Origin of the sequence: Croceicoccus gelatinilyticus (genome assembly GCF_018398395.1) — a bacterium.
Taxonomy (GTDB): domain Bacteria; phylum Pseudomonadota; class Alphaproteobacteria; order Sphingomonadales; family Sphingomonadaceae; genus Croceicoccus; species Croceicoccus gelatinilyticus.
This window is the reverse complement of record NZ_JAHCBF010000005.1, coordinates 1-16,062: the sequence shown is the minus strand read 5'-3', so window position 1 is coordinate 16,062 and position 16,062 is coordinate 1. Positions and strand designations below refer to the sequence as shown.

The 16,062-nt window shown below is 61.8% G+C and carries 13 protein-coding genes; 5 read left to right on the top strand and 8 right to left on the bottom strand.

Annotated elements, in window-relative coordinates; translation table 11 throughout:
- Positions 1-19: 19 nt before the first annotated feature.
- The gene (locus KIH45_RS11410) at positions 20-1,135 is read right to left on the bottom strand and encodes a PP2C family protein-serine/threonine phosphatase (RefSeq protein WP_213176142.1); all 1,116 of its coding nucleotides are present in this window, start codon (positions 1,133-1,135) and stop codon (positions 20-22) included.
- Between the two features lie 226 nt (positions 1,136-1,361).
- Here KIH45_RS11410 and KIH45_RS19465 point away from each other — a divergent pair, with 226 nt between their 5' ends.
- The gene (locus tag KIH45_RS19465; protein ID WP_213176141.1) at positions 1,362-1,712 is read left to right on the top strand and encodes a PilZ domain-containing protein; all 351 of its coding nucleotides are present in this window, start codon (positions 1,362-1,364) and stop codon (positions 1,710-1,712) included.
- Between the two features lie 4 nt (positions 1,713-1,716).
- On the opposite strand, the gene KIH45_RS11400 is transcribed toward KIH45_RS19465, so the two are convergent.
- Positions 1,717-2,373: an alpha/beta hydrolase gene (locus tag KIH45_RS11400; protein ID WP_213176140.1), complete on the bottom strand. Its 657-nt coding sequence runs from the start codon at positions 2,371-2,373 to the stop codon at positions 1,717-1,719.
- 160 nt (positions 2,374-2,533) lie between these two features.
- On the opposite strand from KIH45_RS11400, the gene KIH45_RS11395 reads away from it, so the two are divergent.
- From KIH45_RS11395 to KIH45_RS11380, 4 genes are all read left to right on the top strand, one after another.
- Positions 2,534-3,586, top strand: a complete 1,053-nt coding sequence (locus tag KIH45_RS11395; protein WP_213176139.1) for a cysteine desulfurase family protein — start codon at positions 2,534-2,536, stop codon at positions 3,584-3,586.
- Positions 3,583-4,671, top strand: coding sequence for a cysteine desulfurase family protein (locus KIH45_RS11390; RefSeq protein ID WP_213176138.1), 1,089 nt, complete (start codon positions 3,583-3,585; stop codon positions 4,669-4,671). Before KIH45_RS11395 ends, KIH45_RS11390 begins: the two co-directional genes overlap by 4 nt.
- A 4-nt stretch (positions 4,672-4,675) precedes the next feature.
- Positions 4,676-5,005: a 2Fe-2S iron-sulfur cluster-binding protein gene (locus KIH45_RS11385; protein ID WP_213176137.1), complete on the top strand. Its 330-nt coding sequence runs from the start codon at positions 4,676-4,678 to the stop codon at positions 5,003-5,005.
- A gap of 265 nt (positions 5,006-5,270) precedes the next feature.
- A complete protein-coding gene (locus tag KIH45_RS11380) occupies positions 5,271-6,248 on the top strand; it encodes a transglutaminase-like cysteine peptidase (protein WP_213176136.1) in 978 nt (325 codons plus the stop codon).
- A 27-nt stretch (positions 6,249-6,275) separates the two neighbouring features.
- On the opposite strand, the gene KIH45_RS11375 is transcribed toward KIH45_RS11380, so the two are convergent.
- The 6 genes from KIH45_RS11375 to KIH45_RS11350 all read right to left on the bottom strand — a co-directional run.
- Positions 6,276-7,547, bottom strand: coding sequence for an HlyD family type I secretion periplasmic adaptor subunit (locus tag KIH45_RS11375; RefSeq protein ID WP_213176135.1), 1,272 nt, complete (start codon positions 7,545-7,547; stop codon positions 6,276-6,278).
- On the bottom strand, positions 7,544-8,638 hold the full coding sequence (locus KIH45_RS11370) for a cell wall hydrolase (protein WP_337925470.1): 1,095 nt from the start codon (positions 8,636-8,638) through the stop codon (positions 7,544-7,546). The genes KIH45_RS11375 and KIH45_RS11370 overlap by 4 nt, the downstream gene beginning before the upstream one ends.
- Positions 8,613-10,784, bottom strand: coding sequence for a type I secretion system permease/ATPase (locus KIH45_RS11365; RefSeq protein WP_213176133.1), 2,172 nt, complete (start codon positions 10,782-10,784; stop codon positions 8,613-8,615). Before KIH45_RS11365 ends, KIH45_RS11370 begins: the two co-directional genes overlap by 26 nt.
- 39 nt (positions 10,785-10,823) lie before the next feature.
- Positions 10,824-12,224 (bottom strand): TolC family protein, encoded by a 1,401-nt coding sequence (locus tag KIH45_RS11360; RefSeq protein ID WP_213176132.1) that lies wholly within the window; start codon positions 12,222-12,224, stop codon positions 10,824-10,826.
- A gap of 12 nt (positions 12,225-12,236) precedes the next feature.
- Positions 12,237-12,932 (bottom strand): OmpA family protein, encoded by a 696-nt coding sequence (locus KIH45_RS19530; RefSeq protein ID WP_420481937.1) that lies wholly within the window; start codon positions 12,930-12,932, stop codon positions 12,237-12,239.
- 31 nt (positions 12,933-12,963) lie between these two features.
- The coding region (locus tag KIH45_RS11350) for a DUF5801 repeats-in-toxin domain-containing protein (RefSeq protein ID WP_213176130.1) at positions 12,964-16,062 on the bottom strand (3,099 nt) is incomplete at its 5' end.

The following is a 16,062-nucleotide window of genomic DNA, read 5'->3' as shown; positions in this document are numbered from 1 at the left end:
TTCTCGCTTTTTCGGAAATTCAGTCGAATGTCAGCATGACGAGTGAGAAGTCATCATCGAGCGTATCGGGCCGCGCACGGGCACAGACTTCGCGATATAGCCGGTTTGTCTCATCCGCGTGGTCTTCGGGGCCGTTCTGCAGCAGCGCGACGAAATCGGCGATGCCCCACTGCTTTCCGTCCTTGTCGATGATCTCGTAAACGCCGTCGCTGAAGATGAAGAGGCGGTGGCCGTTCGGCACGATCAGGCTGTCGGACTTGTACTGGATGCCCGGCATAGCACCGATCAGAGTATTACGCGTGCGCAGCGGCATCGCCTCTGAACGGTCACGCGAAACGAGATAGGAGGCATGGTGGCCGCCGCTCGCATATTCGAGCCTGCGGGTCGCACCGTCATAGACCCCGTACCAGATCGTGAAATAGAGCCCCGCGTGTTCGTCCATCTGGAACAGTTCGTTCAGACGGCGCAGAACGGCTGCCGGATCAGCCATGTCGGTATTGGGCAGGGCATGCTGGCGAAGCTGGTTCATGATTGCGACCGCGTGCATGGCCGCACCTGCGCCGTGGCCCGCAACATCGACGAGGTAACAGACGAACAGTTCGTCCCGAAGGTGGCCATAGCCAAAGGCATCGCCGCCAAGCTTGGCCGAGGGCAGATAAGTCCAGCGCGCGCGGATAGACTGGTCGGTCACCGGTTCGGGCAGAAGCGCGCGGACGTAGGACGCGGCCATTTTCAATTCGCGGTTGAAGTCGTCGCTCTGCTTTATTTCGCTGCTTGTACGCCACTCGTGCTTGATCGATCGGTTGCCGACCTGAAGCACTGATCCGACCGGCAGGACCGTCGGTGCCGTCACGCGTGTACCGTCGACATAAGTGCCGTTCGTGGAGCCCAGGTCCGCGACGACGACATCTTCGCCTACGATCGTCACCATGCAGTGTCCGCGCGAAACTTCTGAATCGGCGATAACGATGTCGGCAGGAGAAGTACGGCCGATCTTCAGGCCGAGCGGACCGATGACGTGGCGTTCCTCGCTATCGGCGCTGAGCGAGTATTCGAGACAATGTAGCCTGTCGCCCGCGACCAGATCGATGTCGCGCGCCAAGGTAACTATCTGGGTCTGATCGATATCCGCCACTTGCCCCACCAAGTCGAGAATCCCTGAATTGCGCGAGTGTGCAGGCTTCGATGGTCCTTCGCAAGAGCAACACGACCTTTGCTGCAATGCGGGACACCGGAACATTTACGGCCCCGTCAGCGCCACGGTCGAGGTTTGCAATAAGTACAAGGACCTAGCCCCTCATAGACAGGGGCTTGGGTGCGACCGGCTACTGGCGACGCTACGCAAAAAGAGGGTCGCACCAGTGGGAAGGCGTTGTCAGCCGCGTTGGGAAATCAGGGTTGCGGGGGCTTACCGATCCCCTGCGGGTGCTGACGTATTCATCTCGGTCGTCGACATTTCCGAATTCGGATGTCGGGTCCTGGGCCCGTCGCGCAACCTTTTCGTCGGAGACAAGGTCACCGTATTCGTGGATGGTCTCGACCCCCACGAGGGTGAAGTGCGCTGGCACGAGCGCGGCATTGCGGCGGGCTTCCGCTTTGTTGATCCCGTCGATGCTGGGCAGCTGGACCTGCTGGTCGCGCACTGCGCGGGACGCGTGAAACTGGTCCCGCAGCAGTGGCAAGAAGTGTCAGAGGACGATCACGCCCCCTGATCGATCAGCGGATCGGGCAGTCCGGGTTGAGCCGGAAATTGAGGTAGTTGTCGACCGAGCGCATGAGATCGTCGAACTCATGCTCAAAGAAGTGGTTGGCGCGGGGGATCTCGTCGTGGTGGATCGTGATGTGCTTTTGCGTGCGCAGCTTGTCGACCAGCTTCTGAACCGCGCCGGGCGTGACGACCGTATCGGCCGCACCCTGGATGATGATGCCCGAAGCGGGGCAAGGCGCGAGGAACGAAAAGTCATACATGTTCGCCGGCGGCGCGATCGAGATGAAGCCACGGATTTCCGGACGGCGCATCAGGAGCTGCATGCCGATGAGCGCACCGAAGCTGACGCCCGCGACCCAGGTGACTTGTGCCTCGGGATGAACCGTCTGCACCCAGTCGAGGGCCGCTGCCGCATCCGACAGTTCGCCGATGCCGTTGTCGAAGCTGCCCTGACTGCGTCCGACGCCGCGGAAGTTGAAGCGCAGGACGGCGAAGCCGCGCGCTGCGAAATCCTTGTAGAGCGCCTGCGTGATACGCTCGTTCATCGTGCCGCCGCCCTGCGGGTGCGGGTGCAGGATCAGGGCAAGCGGAGCGCGCGGACGCGGGGCGGGGTGATAGCGGCCTTCGAGGCGACCTTCGGGACCGGGGAAAATGACGGAGGGCATGGAACCTCGTGAATTCGGGACGAACACCGGCCTGAAAGGATGCCGGGTGTGACAATTTGATGGTGCCTATATAGAAATTGCGCGCCTATTGACAATCTTGGTGACGACCACATCCGAAATAGGTGGCGTCTTGTATGATCCCGGAGCAGTTTTGCGAGCGATGAAGCGGACTTATCTCGACCATGCGGCCACCGCGCCGATCCTGCCGGAAGCGCGTGAGGCGATGCTGGCAGGGCTCGCGCTCGACGCCAATCCGTCGAGCCCGCATGCCGCTGGCCGCGCCGCGCGCCGCGCGTTGGAAGATGCGCGCGAGCGGGTAAAGGCGTCGCTTGGCTGGAAAGGCGAAGTGGTTTTCACCAGCGGGGCGAGCGAAGCGCTGATGCTGGCGCTGACCCGCACGCACGCCGGACGGCGCGCGGTATCGGCTGTCGAGCACGAGGCCGTGACACGCCATGCAACCGGTGCGCGGGTGCTGGCTGTGGACGCGCGCGGGCTCGTCGATCCTGATGCACTGGGCGACGTTTCCGATACGATCGTCGCCCTGCAACAGGTGAACAACGAGACCGGCGTGATGCAGCCTCTGGGCTCGATCGCCGATGCCGTGCGGGCGGGGGGCGGCGTGCTGCTTGCGGACTGCGCGCAAGGGGCGGGCAAGATACCGCTGCCCGATTGCGACATGGCCGCGATCAGCGCGCACAAGTTCGGCGGACCGCCGGGTATCGGCGCGCTATTGGTCCGCGATTTCTCTCTGCTCGCGCCGACCGGCGGGCAAGAGCGCGGCTATCGAGGGGGTACGGAGAATGTGGCCGGCGCCATGGCCATGGCCGCCGCGCTTGAAACCGGCCACGCATGGATGGCAGAGGCGCTGCGCCTGCGCGCCAAGCTCGAGGATGCAGCGATCGAGGCTGGCGGCGAGATCGTTGCTGCCGATAGCCCGCGCATCGCGACGATCGGTTCGATCCGAATTCCGCGGCTGGCCTCGGCGGTTCAACTGATCCGGCTCGACGGGGCAGGTATCGCGGTTTCGGCAGGCAGTGCCTGTTCGTCGGGCTCGCTCAAGGCCAGCCGCGTCCTGACGGCGATGGGAATGGACGAGAAAGCCGCTGCCGAAGTGATCCGCGTTTCGATCGGGCCCGACACGACCGAGGCCGACATCGACGCTTTCCTCGAAGTCTGGACGGCATTGGCGCAGCAGGTGCGGGCCAGCGCATGATCTATCTCGATTACCAGGCCACGACCCCGCTCGCGCCCGAGGCGCGCGATGCGATGATGCGCTGGCTCGACGGGCCGGATGGCATGGGCTTTGGCAATCCGCATAGTCCGCACAGGCTGGGGCGGCAGGCGGCGGCGGCGGTCGATCTGGCGCGGGAACGGGTCGCGGCGCTGTTTCCTCCGGGCGGGAAAGTCTATTTTACCGGCTCTGCAACCGAAGCGCTCAACACTGTGATGCGCGGATGCGAGCCGGTGAGGGCAGGGGCTGGTATCGCGGTCTCTGGCATCGAGCATGCGGCGGTCTGGGATACGGCACGCGCGCTTGCGAACCCGTTCCACGAATTGGCAGTGGACGCAGAGGGGCTCGTCCACCCCGAGCCAGAGATTGCAGATGGCGTGGGCTTGGTCGCGGTGATGCAGGTGAACAACGAGATTGGCACGATCCAGCCGGTTGCACAGATCGCGACGGCTGCGAAAGCTGCGGGCGCGCTGTTCGTTTGTGATGCAGTGCAGGCGGCGGGTCGCATTCCGATTGCCCATGCGGACGCCATCGCGATCTCTGCGCACAAGCTGCATGGACCGAAAGGCATCGGAGCGCTCTGGCTGCGTGACGGGGTTGAAGTCGCGCCGCTGATCACCGGCGGGGGGCAGGAAGGTGGTCTGCGGTCCGGTACGCTTAGCCCTGCGCTTTGTGCTGGTTTTGGAGTTGCTGCAAAGCTCGCCAACGACCGGATGCAGGCCGATGCGGATCATATCGAAACCTTGTGGGCGCGTGCGCTCGAGTTGTTCGAAGGCTGGACGCTCAACGGTAGCGACGATGCGCGCTGGCACGGAAATCTCAATTTGCGGAGAGACGGGCTCGATGTCGCAAGACTAATGTCCGATGTCCGAAATGTCGCTTTTTCGGCAGGTTCGGCCTGTGCTTCGGGATCAGGCAAACCGAGCCGGGTCTTGCAGGCCATCGGATTGAATGACAAACATGTTAAAAATTCGATCCGGCTAGGGTTCGGACGCTACACGGGAATGGATGACCTCGAAGAGGCAGCAGCGGCGATAAACGCTGCAGCATCGGCGCAGGGAATTTGAACGCATGGTTCGGGTCAACTTCACGACGGCAAAAGGCGACAAGGTCGCGGCAGAAGGCGATCGGGGTGAAAGCCTGCTGACGGTCGCACAGGTCGCAGGCATGCCGCTTGAAGGGACCTGCGAGGGTCAAATGGCCTGTTCGACTTGTCATGTCGTGGTGGCGCCGGAATGGTTCGGTAAGCTGGAAGCCGCTTCGGAGGACGAGGAAGATATGCTGGACCTTGCCGCAGGTGTGCAGGGGACAAGCAGACTGGCCTGTCAGATCACGTTGGATGAGAGCCTTGACGGGCTGGAAGTGGCGATCCCCGCACACGTGCACAATGTGCAGCGTTGATGCGCGTGATTTCGGTTTTTTATCAAAATTCCTGAAAATTTATCTGAGCGCTGCGCGCCAACGTTAACCACTGGACCGCGCAATTCGAGGTTTGGGACTTAACCAATAGTCAGAGATCTTCAGGCTCGGATGCCCGGTGCTGTTGGTGGTTAACGCTGGGATAACCGAGCACTGCTGCGGCGATCGGCTGCCGATTTTTGTTAACCAATCTGCGCAAGCATAAGGCGCAAGCATTCCTTGATCGCTCGCGGGCGAAAAGGGGAGCATGTTCAGTGCGCCCTCTTGCAACGGTTCGAAAACCCTCGGCATTCTGGCCGCCGGTGCTGCCGTTCTGGCACTCGCCACGCCCGGTGAGGCTGAGGCGCGTTCGGCAGGGGCTGCGATCATCGCGACCGCCGTTGCCAATGTCTCGCACGCCACGGGGTGCAACCGTTTCAGCGCGACCAGCTTTACCACGGCGCAGACGGTCGGCACCGCCGCTCTCGTCAGCCGCCCGCGTAAGCGTGCGATGACTGCGCTCGAAAGGATGCGGATGCAGCAGGCCAACCCGCAGTCCGCAGTCATGACCGGCACCGCGGTAGAGCGTCCAGCCTACATGCCCGCCATCGCCATGCAGGCCAGCGGCATCGCCGCGCCCCAGGCGACCGAAGCGGCAAAGCCCGTTCCGGCAGCCGAGTTCGGCATCAGCTGCGCCACCACTTTCGACGCGGCGCGCCCGGGCATCGGACGCAAGAGCTTCGACTTCCTCGAAAGTCGCATCCTGCCGATTTCGACCACGAGTTTCGATGCAGACTGGGGCCGCGTAGCTGGCAAGGGCGTGGCAGCATCTTCGGTCGTTGCCGCCGACAACGGCGCGGGATCAATGGAAGATCGCATCGCCAGCGTAAACCGCTGGGTGAACCGCAAGGTCGCCTATGTCTCCGACGCCAAGCTCTACGGCAAGGCCGATTATTGGGCCAGCGCGCGCGAAACGCTGAGCAAAGGCAAAGGCGACTGCGAGGACTACGCCATCGCGAAGATGGAAATCCTGGCCGCGATGGGCGTGTCGCGTGACGATATGTACCTGACGATCGCTCGCGACCTTGTCCGCCGTGACGATCACGCCGTGTTGATCGTGAAGCTGAATGGTCGCTCGATCATGCTCGACAACGCGAGCGATGCGCTGCTCGATGGCGACCGTGCCAACGATTATCGCCCGATCATGTCGTTCAAGAAGAACGCCAGCTACCTGCACGGGTACTGAGCAGGTCCGGCGCCAGTGCGGCGCGGATTACTTTTCAGTCAGCGCCGTATCCAGCCCGCGAGTGATGGGCTTCAGCAGATAACGCAGCACGCTCTTGCGGCCGGTGATGATCTCCACCTCGCAAATCATGCCGGGCATGATCGCCAGCTTCTGCCCGCCATGCGCGATATAGGCGCGGTCGGTCTCGATCTGGGCAAGGTAGAAGCTTTCGCGCAGATCTTCGTCGTAGACGCTGTCCGCGCTGACCTGACGGACTTTGCCGCGAAGCCCGCCGTAGATCGAGAAATCGAAGGCGGTGACTTTCACATTGGCTGGATCACCAACCTTGATGAAAGCGATGTCGGAAGGCCGAATTTTCGCCTCGACCAGAAGTCGGTCACCCGTAGGCACGACCTGCATGATCGTCTCGCCCGGTGACACAAAACCGCCGACAGTAGAGACCTGCAGGTCGTTCACGATGCCGTCGACCGGCGCGCGCAATTCGTTACGCGAGACGCGTGCTTCCGCGCCCTTGATCGATTCCTCATTCACGGCAATGCGGGTCGCCAGTTCACTTCGTTCGTTGAGTGCTTGCTGCTGGAAATCCAACTGCGCACTCGAAAGATCGGCCTGAGCCTGACTGACGGCGGCGCGGGCGCGCTGGACGCCTTGGCGAGCGGCGGCGAGGCGGCCTTGAATGTCCACGACGTCGCGCTGTGCAGTCAGAAGTTCGGTTTGCGGCACGATGCCCTGCTTGGCCAGCGGGGTCAGCATGTTCACTTGCTCCTGCGCCAGCTTCAGGTTGCTCTCCAACGACGTGGCCGTGGCTTCACCCTCACGCAGATCGCGGCGACGCTGTTCGACCGCTGCGGCCAAGGCTGTCTGACGGCTGCGGGCCGCGGCGAGGCGGACCTGTTGCAGACGCTGTTCTTCAGCACACACGCTACCGGGTTCACATCCGGCACCTTCGCCTGACGCTTCCTGACGGAGGCGTTCCGCGCGAGCGGAGAGGCGACTGGTCTCGGTCTGAAGCTGGCCAAGCTGGCTTGCGCTTTCGCTGTCGTTCAGTCGGACGAGAAGCTGGCCGCGTTTCACCTGTTCGCCGTTCTGGACAAGGATTTCATCGACTGTCGCTGGGTCCGCGGCCTGCACGACCTGGACCTTGCTATTCGGGATGACTTTGCCTTGACCGCGCGTGATGTCGTCAAGCGGAGCGAAAGCGGCCCAGATGAGCAGCAGGAATATCCCGATTGCCGCTGCGACGATCAGCCTGCGGCTCGCATCGAGCCGCTCCCACCGTGCCTTCATTTTTGCGATCATGCGCCTGGATCCGCGCTTTCCGTATCAAGGTCGGTGACTAGACCGGGCCTTGCCATGCCAGTTTCGGCAGTAGCAGCAGCCACGGGCGGCTTCGCATCTGCCTCAGCTTCGCCGTGCTTGGCGACGAGTTGACGATATTTGCCCGTCTTGGGCAGTTCGAGGCGCCACCCCTTGGTCGTGTCCAGACGGCCGCCGATATCGGACTGTGCGTGCCGGTCCTTAACGTCAGGTGCGATGGTCAGGCCGTTCTCATAGAGACCGGTGGAGGTATCGAGACCTTCGTCTACTTCGGCCAAGCGAATGCTCGGTATCGTTTCCCGCGCGGTATAACGCGCGCTGAAAGCCTGCGAGCGGCCCAGAGAACCGTTGAAGCGATAGAAGATGTGACGGCCAAGCTGCCGAACCTTACCTAGCGAATAGGCCCAGCGCGGCACCACATAATCGGCATGGTAATGTGTGGCCGATCCGACGCTGTCTTCAACATGGCCGGCAAGGGCCGAACGCGCCACACGGCCTGCCTGAGCCCAGGCGCCGGCAGCCGGACGCCGTCCGAGCGATCCGTCGCAAGTAAAGCTGAATTGGCAGACGCGCTGATCGGAACCTTGATAGACCACGCCGCAGACCGAATTGGGATAGGCGGGGTGGCTAACGCGGTTCAAGACCACCTGCGCGACGGCACGTTTGCCCTCTTCAGGTTCGAAACCGGCTTCGTAGTAGATCGCCTGTGTAAGGCAGCGTTCGGCGTTTACGGGCACGCTGGCAGGCTTGAATCCGCGCATTTTCTCGATCGGCAGATCGGAGAAGCGGATGCCTGCATTACGCTCGATCGCGCTGTCTCCCTTGGCGACCAATTCGGTCTTGTCGCCCTCGGTCAGGGCAGCGACGGCGCGTTTTTGCGCGGTAACGCGGTCCACCTTGATCGGAACAGCCTGTGCCTCGCCGGTGAGCCCGCCGGGCATGATGGTAGTGCCGGTCAGTACCAGCACAGGTGCAGTGACAAGGACGCCAAGCAGCAGTGCGCGAACGCCGAAGCGGCGCTTCGCACTTGCCTCGGCAGAGCCGGGCTTAGCTGCGGGTGTCGATACCGGCACTCTTGATGACCTCTTCCTTCTTGCCATCGGCGACAATCTGGCCGTCGTTCACGACTATGACCCTGTCACACAATGCAAATAGCGCGGGACGATGAGTCGCTACAACCAGCGTCTGCGAAGGTGTCAGGCTTTGTGACAGTGAGTCGATAAACAGCATTTCGGTCTGGGCATCCATCGCGCCCGTAGGCTCGTCCATGAAAAGCAACTGACTCGGCGAAACGAACGCGCGTGCGAGGGCAAGAAAATTTCGCTGTCCGCCCGAAAGAGACCGGCCGCCTTCGCCGACGGTCCGGTCGAAACCGCCTGCATCGCGCGAAAGGAAGCGGTCTGCCCCGACTTTACGCAGGGCTGCGATCAGCTGCTGCTCGCTCGCCCGGCTGCCTGCGAGGGCCAAGTTGTCCTTGATCGTACCCGAAAACAGGTTCGAATCCTGAGCGACGAAGCGGAAATTGCGGCGGATGTCGTGCGGTCGATACTGGCGCGCATCTATGCCGTCGATCAGGACTGCCCCTTCGTCAGGCTGAAACAGCCCGCAAATTACCCGGCCCAGTGTGGATTTTCCGGCAGCGACACGCCCGATAATGGCAATGCGTTCACCAGGCCGGATCGTGAGATTGATGTCCTTCAGCGAGGGAACGCTCGATCCCGGATAGGCGAAGTTCACGTTTTGAAGACGGACATTGGCGCTGCGGACCTGAGGGGGCAGGGCGCTGCTGCCCATTTTCCGCTCATCCTCTCCGTCCCAAAGGTGTTCGATGGAATCGAGGGTTTCGCTGGCCTGTTTCCAACGGGTCAGAAGGTAAGCAAGTTGCCCTGCCGGTGCGAGTGCGCGTGAGGCGAGCATGACGATGGCAATGATCGCACCCATTGAAATGATGCCGGCATCGAAGAGGTAATATCCGCCGATAACGAGCGAGATCGTCGACACCTGCTGGAACGTCGAGGCAGCGCCGATGGCGGTCGCGTTGACTTCGCGAAGGCGCTTCTGCGACCGGCTTGCCATATCGGAAATGCGCCGCCAGCGGCCCAGCATTTCTCCTTCGCCAGCAATGCTCTTCAGGGTTTCGAGACCGGCGATGGATTCGACCAGTTGCGTTTGTTGAAGGCCGTAGTCGGCCTGTGCGTCGCGCGCGCTATCGGTGATCTTTCGCTGTAGCCGGATGCCGAGGAGGATCATGCCGGTAATCACGACGAGCGGAATCAGGGCCAGCGGGCCGGCAATGATCGCGATGAAGCCGATGAAAATGAACAGAAACAGCACGTCGACCATCAGCACGATGGTCGTCGATGCGAAGAAATCGCGTACGACGGAATATTCGCTCACCCGCGCCACGAGGTTGCCCGTGTGCCCCGTCTTCGCCGCAAGCGGCATGGACATCACGCGCGAATAGATCTTTTGCGAAAGGCTGATGTCGAGGTCGCGGCTGATCTCGTCCAGAACGTTCGTCCGCGCCTTGCGCAGGGCGAACTCGAGCGTGAAGGCAATAAACACACCGATCGCAAGGACCCACAGGCTGGCCGTGGCCTGGTTCGGGATGACGCGATCGTAGACGTTCATCGTGAAGATCGGCAGCGCGACCGCCAGCAGGTTGATTATGACCGAAGCGGTAATGACCGGCCAGAACTCACGACGCCGGCGTGCGATTTCGGACCAGAACCAGTGGCTGCGTGCGCGCTGATGCCAAGGTTGCCCGGCATCGCGCAAGGTCGACGGATCACCTTCGACGGAGAGCAGCGTGAAAGGGGCGGCGCCATTGAATTGGCTAACCGGCTGCCAGCTGTCGGCGCTATCGCCCGGTCGCCAGGCGAGGACATCGTCGCCTTCGCGCTCCAACAGGACTGTCAGTTCGCCCGCGGCGTCGCGCAGGATCAGCGGATAATAGGACTTGGCGACCGGCAGGCGCTTTGCCGGGCTCTCGTCATGATTGAGGCCGAGCAAATCGAGCGCAGGTTTTGCCTGATGCCAGGGCAGGGTGCCGTCGGCTGCGAATGCCAACGATGAGGCCAGTGTCGCCGGCGCGAATGGCGTGTCGAAATGACGGGCAAGCCGGGCCAGGCAGACGATCAGCGGATCGACCTGCCTGGCCTGCTGTTCCCCCGCGGCCTGCGGGGGTAGTTCAAACTTCTCCGGCGCAGCGGAATTCATCGAAGACCTCGATCCCGGGAACTGCGCGCGGCAGTTCCCTTACTTCGGATAGACGCGGCTTTCGCGCTCGGCCGGGATGTGCGGACCGTAGTCGAAACGTTCGCGTTCGTTTTCACCGGCACCATAGTGCGGCGGAACCGAGAGCGCTTCAAGGAAGCGATTGGTAGCTGCCAGAGTTTGGTACTGTGCGAAAATTTCCGAGAAACGCGCAGTCTCCAGGCGGACCTGCACATTGTAACGCGTGTTCTGCGCATCGAGCACGTCGAGCAGTGAGCGGCGGCCGACGTTGAACTGGCTCTGGTAGGAATCCAGCAGGTTGTCGGTGACTGTGCTCTGCGTAGCGAGTTCGCCGACAATGCGGCGCTGCGTTTCAAGGCCGTTCCACGCCATGCGGACGTCTTCCTCGGCCTCACGCTCACGCGTGTGAAGGCGGAAGCGGGCCTCGCTCGAACGGCGGACCATTTCCTGGTACTTGGCGTGGTTGATACCGCCGTCGAAGATGTTCCAGCGCAGGTAAGCGCGGGCCATCAGGTCGTTGGTGTTGCCACGGAACCCGTCGATGTCTTCACCGGTGCGGGCATAGGCCTCGACACCGATCGTGGGCAGCAGGTCACCCTTTGCGCTATCGGCAAGGGCCCGTGCCGCGTCAACGTCAGCCTTTGCTTCGAGCACGAGCGGATTGCGCGTGCGGGCGAGACCGATGGCGTCCGCTTCGCTGGGCGGCAGCATGGCCGACAGGTCCGGCGGAGTCATGACATTGTCGATCGACAGGCCGGTCAGCGACTGCAGGCGGATCTTGGCGTTCTGCAGCGTTTCGGCGGCTTCGGCTTCGCGGATGAGGGCGGCCTGAAGGCGTTCCTCTGCCTGCTGACGGTCAGCGATAGAGATCGAGCCCTGTTCGACACCCTGGTTCAGGCTGCCGACCAATTCGCGATGGAAACCGGTGTTGTCCATCGATGCGGCCATGACGCGCTGCTGAAGCATGACGTCGAGGTACTGACGCGCAATCTGCAGGGCGACGAATTCCGAACGTTCGAGAACGCGGAGCGAAGCACCGTCGACGCGCGAAGCCTGACGTAGCAGTTCACCACGGCGGCGGCCAAAGTCGATCACGGTCCAGTCGACGCGGACTTGCGCTTCCTTTGGGTAGAGCCAGTCGTCCGAAATGCCGAGCGAGCGGCGGGTCGGGTTTTCCAGCTTGCGGGCACCGATGTTGCCTTCGATGTCCACGCGCGGCGCATAGAGGCCTTGGGCCTGCTTACGCTCAAACTGGATAGCTTCCTTGTTCATCTGCGCCTGGCTGATTTCCGGATTGGAATCGACGCCGACGGCGACAGCTTCGCCAAGCGAGATCGGTGCGCCCTGTGCAAGGGCAGTGCCGGACACCGAGGCGCTTAGAAGGCCTGCGGCTACGGCGGCGAACTTAAGATAGGTCTTCATGTCCGTCCCCCCTTACTGGACGTTGATTTCGACGCGGCGGTTCTGAAGCTCGCGGACGCCGTCCGCAGTCGGAACGCGCAGGTTCGTTTCACCAAAAGCGGAGCTGGAGATGTCGCCATCCATCACACCGCGCGAGGTGAGGTAGGACGAAACGGAGTCGTTACGACGACCGGCCAGGCCCATGTTGTAGCTGTCCGAACCTGAGGTGTCGGTATAGCCGCCCAGCGTGATCGAAACGGTCGAGCAATCGGCAAGGCCCGCAATCGCGCTGTCGAGTGTATTGGCCGCTTCAGGCGTGATCTCGGCCGAATCCCAGTCGAAGAACACGATGAAGTTGCCAGTGTTGCAGACGGCGGGCGGCGGCGGCGGGGGAGGCGGCGGCGGCGGTGCCGGCGGCGTCATCCAACGCAGATAAGCCGCGTCGCATTTACGAATGGAATCCGCGTCGCGCAGGTCATTCTTCATGAACCCGATCGCGATGGCGCACTGCACCTTCGCCTCGGACGCCCACATGTAGCGAGTGTCGGTCGAGTTCACGATCGCGGGATCAAGCGTCGCAGCGAGCGATGCTTCGTACCGCATTTCCAACTCCGAGCGGAGCGTATCGTCGTCCAGCGACTGGAGGTCGACAGCTTCCTGCGCGAATGCAGGCATGGTTACGACCGTCGCAAGGACAGATGCGCCCGCGAGGACTTGCCAGGTTTTCATTTTAAGGCCCCCTATTACCCCAAGAACTTTATCAGGCTGCTGCCACTGCAAGGTTGGCGGCGTCATCCGCTCCATCCGGCAGTGCGGCCATCTGGAAGTGATGCCCTGCAACCCCACTGTTCAGCAGCGCTTCCATGATCTCGGTTCCTACCGGACCGTGCTGAGCCGTTTCCGGAGCGTTGTCAACAACATGGTTCACCAGCGCAGAGATGTCGTCTGTCGCTGTAACTTCCTGCAGTGCGACGCGCACGGCATCCATTGCGCCGTTGCCCTGAACGCCCTCGCTATCGTCACCGGCAGGTACGCCAATGTTGAGAAGAGCTTCGAGGACATCACCGCTGACGCCGCCGCTTGCCGCGTGGCTCGCGCCGCCGAAATCTGCACCTGCTTCGGACGACTGACCAAGGTCGGCAGCGTCCATCTTCGGCGCGTCATTCGCGGCGTTGAAGGTGGAGCGCGAAGCCGAGGCGGCGTCATCGGAGAAGTGGTTGCTGCTTTCGGGCATCGCGCCGGTTTCCGTCAGTTCAGGCATGTTCGCCATGGGCGAGACATGTGACAATTCGACGTCGACCGGAGTGATCGCGTTAACAGCCATGGCGAAATCGATGTCCGTTGGCTCGAAATTAACCATTTCCGGAGCATCGAAAAGCGGGGTGGTGTCGAGAGCAGCCGAAACCAGCAGGCCGGGCACCGCTGCGGCAAGCAGCGCGGCTTCGGCCTGGCGGACCTGGCTGTCGCTTAGTTCGCCTTCATACTCCGAGGTCGCAAAGCCTACGTCGGCCAGAACATGCTCTTCGCCATCCATGACGAAGCTGCCTTCGCCAAAGACGATCGCGTCGCCATCTGCCGCGCGGTAGCCCTGGCTGTCGGTGGTGAGCGAAATCTCGGTGATGCCGAGGCTTTCGACCGTGGCAACCGAACCGTCAGCCATCCAGACCCCGAAGTCGTTCAGTTCTGCGCCGGACAGCACGCCATCTTCATTGCTGTCGTATTCGGCGGCAATGGCGGCCAGATCGGTTACGCCGTCGCTACCGAAGACGAACTCTTCCGCGCCCGAAACGGCACCGTTGCCGTCCGTGTCGTGGAACAGGATGCCGTCTTCACCGCCAACCCACGCGGTATGAACTGCGCCGTTGCCGTAATCGTACATCTCGCTTGCATCGAGGCCGACGAGTTCGACACCGTCACCGTCAAGGTCGAGAACGACCGGCGGCACAACGGCCGGATTGACGAACAGCGTCTGGTTGAAGCTGTCACCATCGCTGTCAGTGACCGTGACGTCGAGATCGAGCGAAAGCGATTCCGAGTTTTCGGTTTCGCGAATGACGCCGATATCGAGGATTTTAATCACGTCTTGATCGTTCGTGCGACTGTTGTTTGCAGTCGTGAATGATGTCGGATCATTGTCGAAGGCGTTGAGGTCACCGTTGAATTCATAAGCCGTGCCGCTGAGGCCCTCGGTCGAAGTGACCAGCTGGACGCCTACGATTTGATAATTGTCCGGAATGCCGTCCAAGTTGATGTAGTCGTCCTGCTCGATGACAATCAGGGCCTGGTTGCCCGTAAGCGTCGGATACGGTGCCCCTGCATCATCACCAGGGGTGAAGATGTCCGCTGCGTCCACGATAAGGGATACGGACTGATAGTTGGACGGGTCTGCCGGATCCGCGATCTTGAGGACCACGACCACGTCTTCGCCGTTGTACTGGTCCAGCAGGAAGTAGGTGCCGACGGCAGTGGTCAGCGCGTCAGTGGCACCCGGCTGACCGCCCGGATCGGCATTGTAGAACATGAAATCGAGCATTTCGCCTGGCTGGATCGCGTTTCCGTTCACACCGATTGCGGTCGAAGAGATGGCGACATAGCCGAGCTGTCCGGTAAACTGTCCATCAGCCGCTAGCGCGAGGTTGTTGTAGACACTCGTGAACTGGGCGTAGAAATCGCTGTCGAAAGCGGCGTTCGCAATTTCAAACTGACCGGCCCCGTTAAACGGGTTGCCCGGGCTGTTGTAAAACGCGATCGTCGAGTCCGACTGCACCGTGTCGATCGAATAGCTCTGGATCGGAGCGTCAAGCACAACCGAATATTCACCATTCGCCTTGTCGAACGTAACGGTCGCAAAGGTGGCGACATCGTTATCGCCCGTCTGCGGCTCACCCGGGTTCGGAGCGTAGCTGAAGTAGATGTTGTAGACTTCGGTCGTCGCGCTTGCCGACACGAACTGGATGCCATCGGCATAGGTCGAGTCGTCGATCAGGATCGCCCCGCCGCCGACCGTGCCGCTGAACGCAGTCAGATCGATCTCGAAGTTCTCTGCCGTATCGTACGTGTTGTAGCTGTCCGCACCGATCGAGTACTCAAAGTCGCCGACGAAGGTGTTGGGGGCGTTATCGGGATCTGTACGATACGCCGCAGTCTTCGCTTCAAACACCGGAATATCGTCGTCAAAGCTGATCTGCAGGGTGCCCGACGCGGTGTCACCGTCGTTGTCCGTCGCGGTGAAGTCCAAGGTCGCCGAAGCGTTGTTCTCGGTATCAGTGCCGTCGTCAGTGTGCAGAACATTCTGCAACAGCTGCACGGCAAAGTCACCGTTCGCCTCGTCGAGCGTGACCGAGAACAGGTCCGTGTTCAGACGGGTCGCATCGTCGCTGGTGGTGATCTCTGCGTAAAGAACACCGCCGTTGAAGTAGTACGTCACCGTTTCCTGACCGATCACGGCCGTTTCACCGTTCATGTCGTCGAAGAAGGAAACCGAACCGCCGTCCGCGCCGAAGCTTACGTCTAGCGTACCTTCGAACAGGGTCTGGTCGCCGCCCGAACCGCCAACATCGTCGCCCAAAGCACTGTCGTCCGCGGCAACGGTCAGCCCGTCGTCGTCGACAATTGCCGTGGCGTTGGTCACTGCCGGGCCGTCATCGTAGAAGGTGACCGCTGCGCCAACTGCGACCGTGCCGCTGTCAGTATCGCCGTCGTTGTCAGTGATCGTGACCGTGGCGTCGATCAGGCCGGCAAGATCCAGCGTGTCGTTGTCGTCGGTCGCATCGGTGTGCTCGAGCGCTGCGTACTGCGTGACGGTGAGCGTGCCGTCGTCGTTGATCTCGACCGTGAAGGCCGTATCCGCGCCGCCGTT

What these genes read in the sequence shown, in the direction of transcription:
- KIH45_RS11400 (WP_213176140.1), bottom strand. Translation starts at nt 2,373, where the DNA reads ATGCCCTCCGTCATTTTCCCCGGTCCCGAAGGTCGCCTCGAAGGCCGC.
- KIH45_RS11395 (WP_213176139.1), top strand. Translation starts at nt 2,534, where the DNA reads ATGAAGCGGACTTATCTCGACCATGCGGCCACCGCGCCGATCCTGCCG.
- KIH45_RS11390 (WP_213176138.1), top strand. Translation starts at nt 3,583, where the DNA reads ATGATCTATCTCGATTACCAGGCCACGACCCCGCTCGCGCCCGAGGCG.
- KIH45_RS11385 (WP_213176137.1), top strand. Translation starts at nt 4,676, where the DNA reads ATGGTTCGGGTCAACTTCACGACGGCAAAAGGCGACAAGGTCGCGGCA.
- KIH45_RS11380 (WP_213176136.1), top strand. Translation starts at nt 5,271, where the DNA reads ATGTTCAGTGCGCCCTCTTGCAACGGTTCGAAAACCCTCGGCATTCTG.
- KIH45_RS11375 (WP_213176135.1), bottom strand. Translation starts at nt 7,547, where the DNA reads ATGATCGCAAAAATGAAGGCACGGTGGGAGCGGCTCGATGCGAGCCGC.
- KIH45_RS11365 (WP_213176133.1), bottom strand. Translation starts at nt 10,784, where the DNA reads ATGAATTCCGCTGCGCCGGAGAAGTTTGAACTACCCCCGCAGGCCGCG.
- KIH45_RS11360 (WP_213176132.1), bottom strand. Translation starts at nt 12,224, where the DNA reads ATGAAGACCTATCTTAAGTTCGCCGCCGTAGCCGCAGGCCTTCTAAGC.
- KIH45_RS19530 (WP_420481937.1), bottom strand. Translation starts at nt 12,932, where the DNA reads ATGAAAACCTGGCAAGTCCTCGCGGGCGCATCTGTCCTTGCGACGGTC.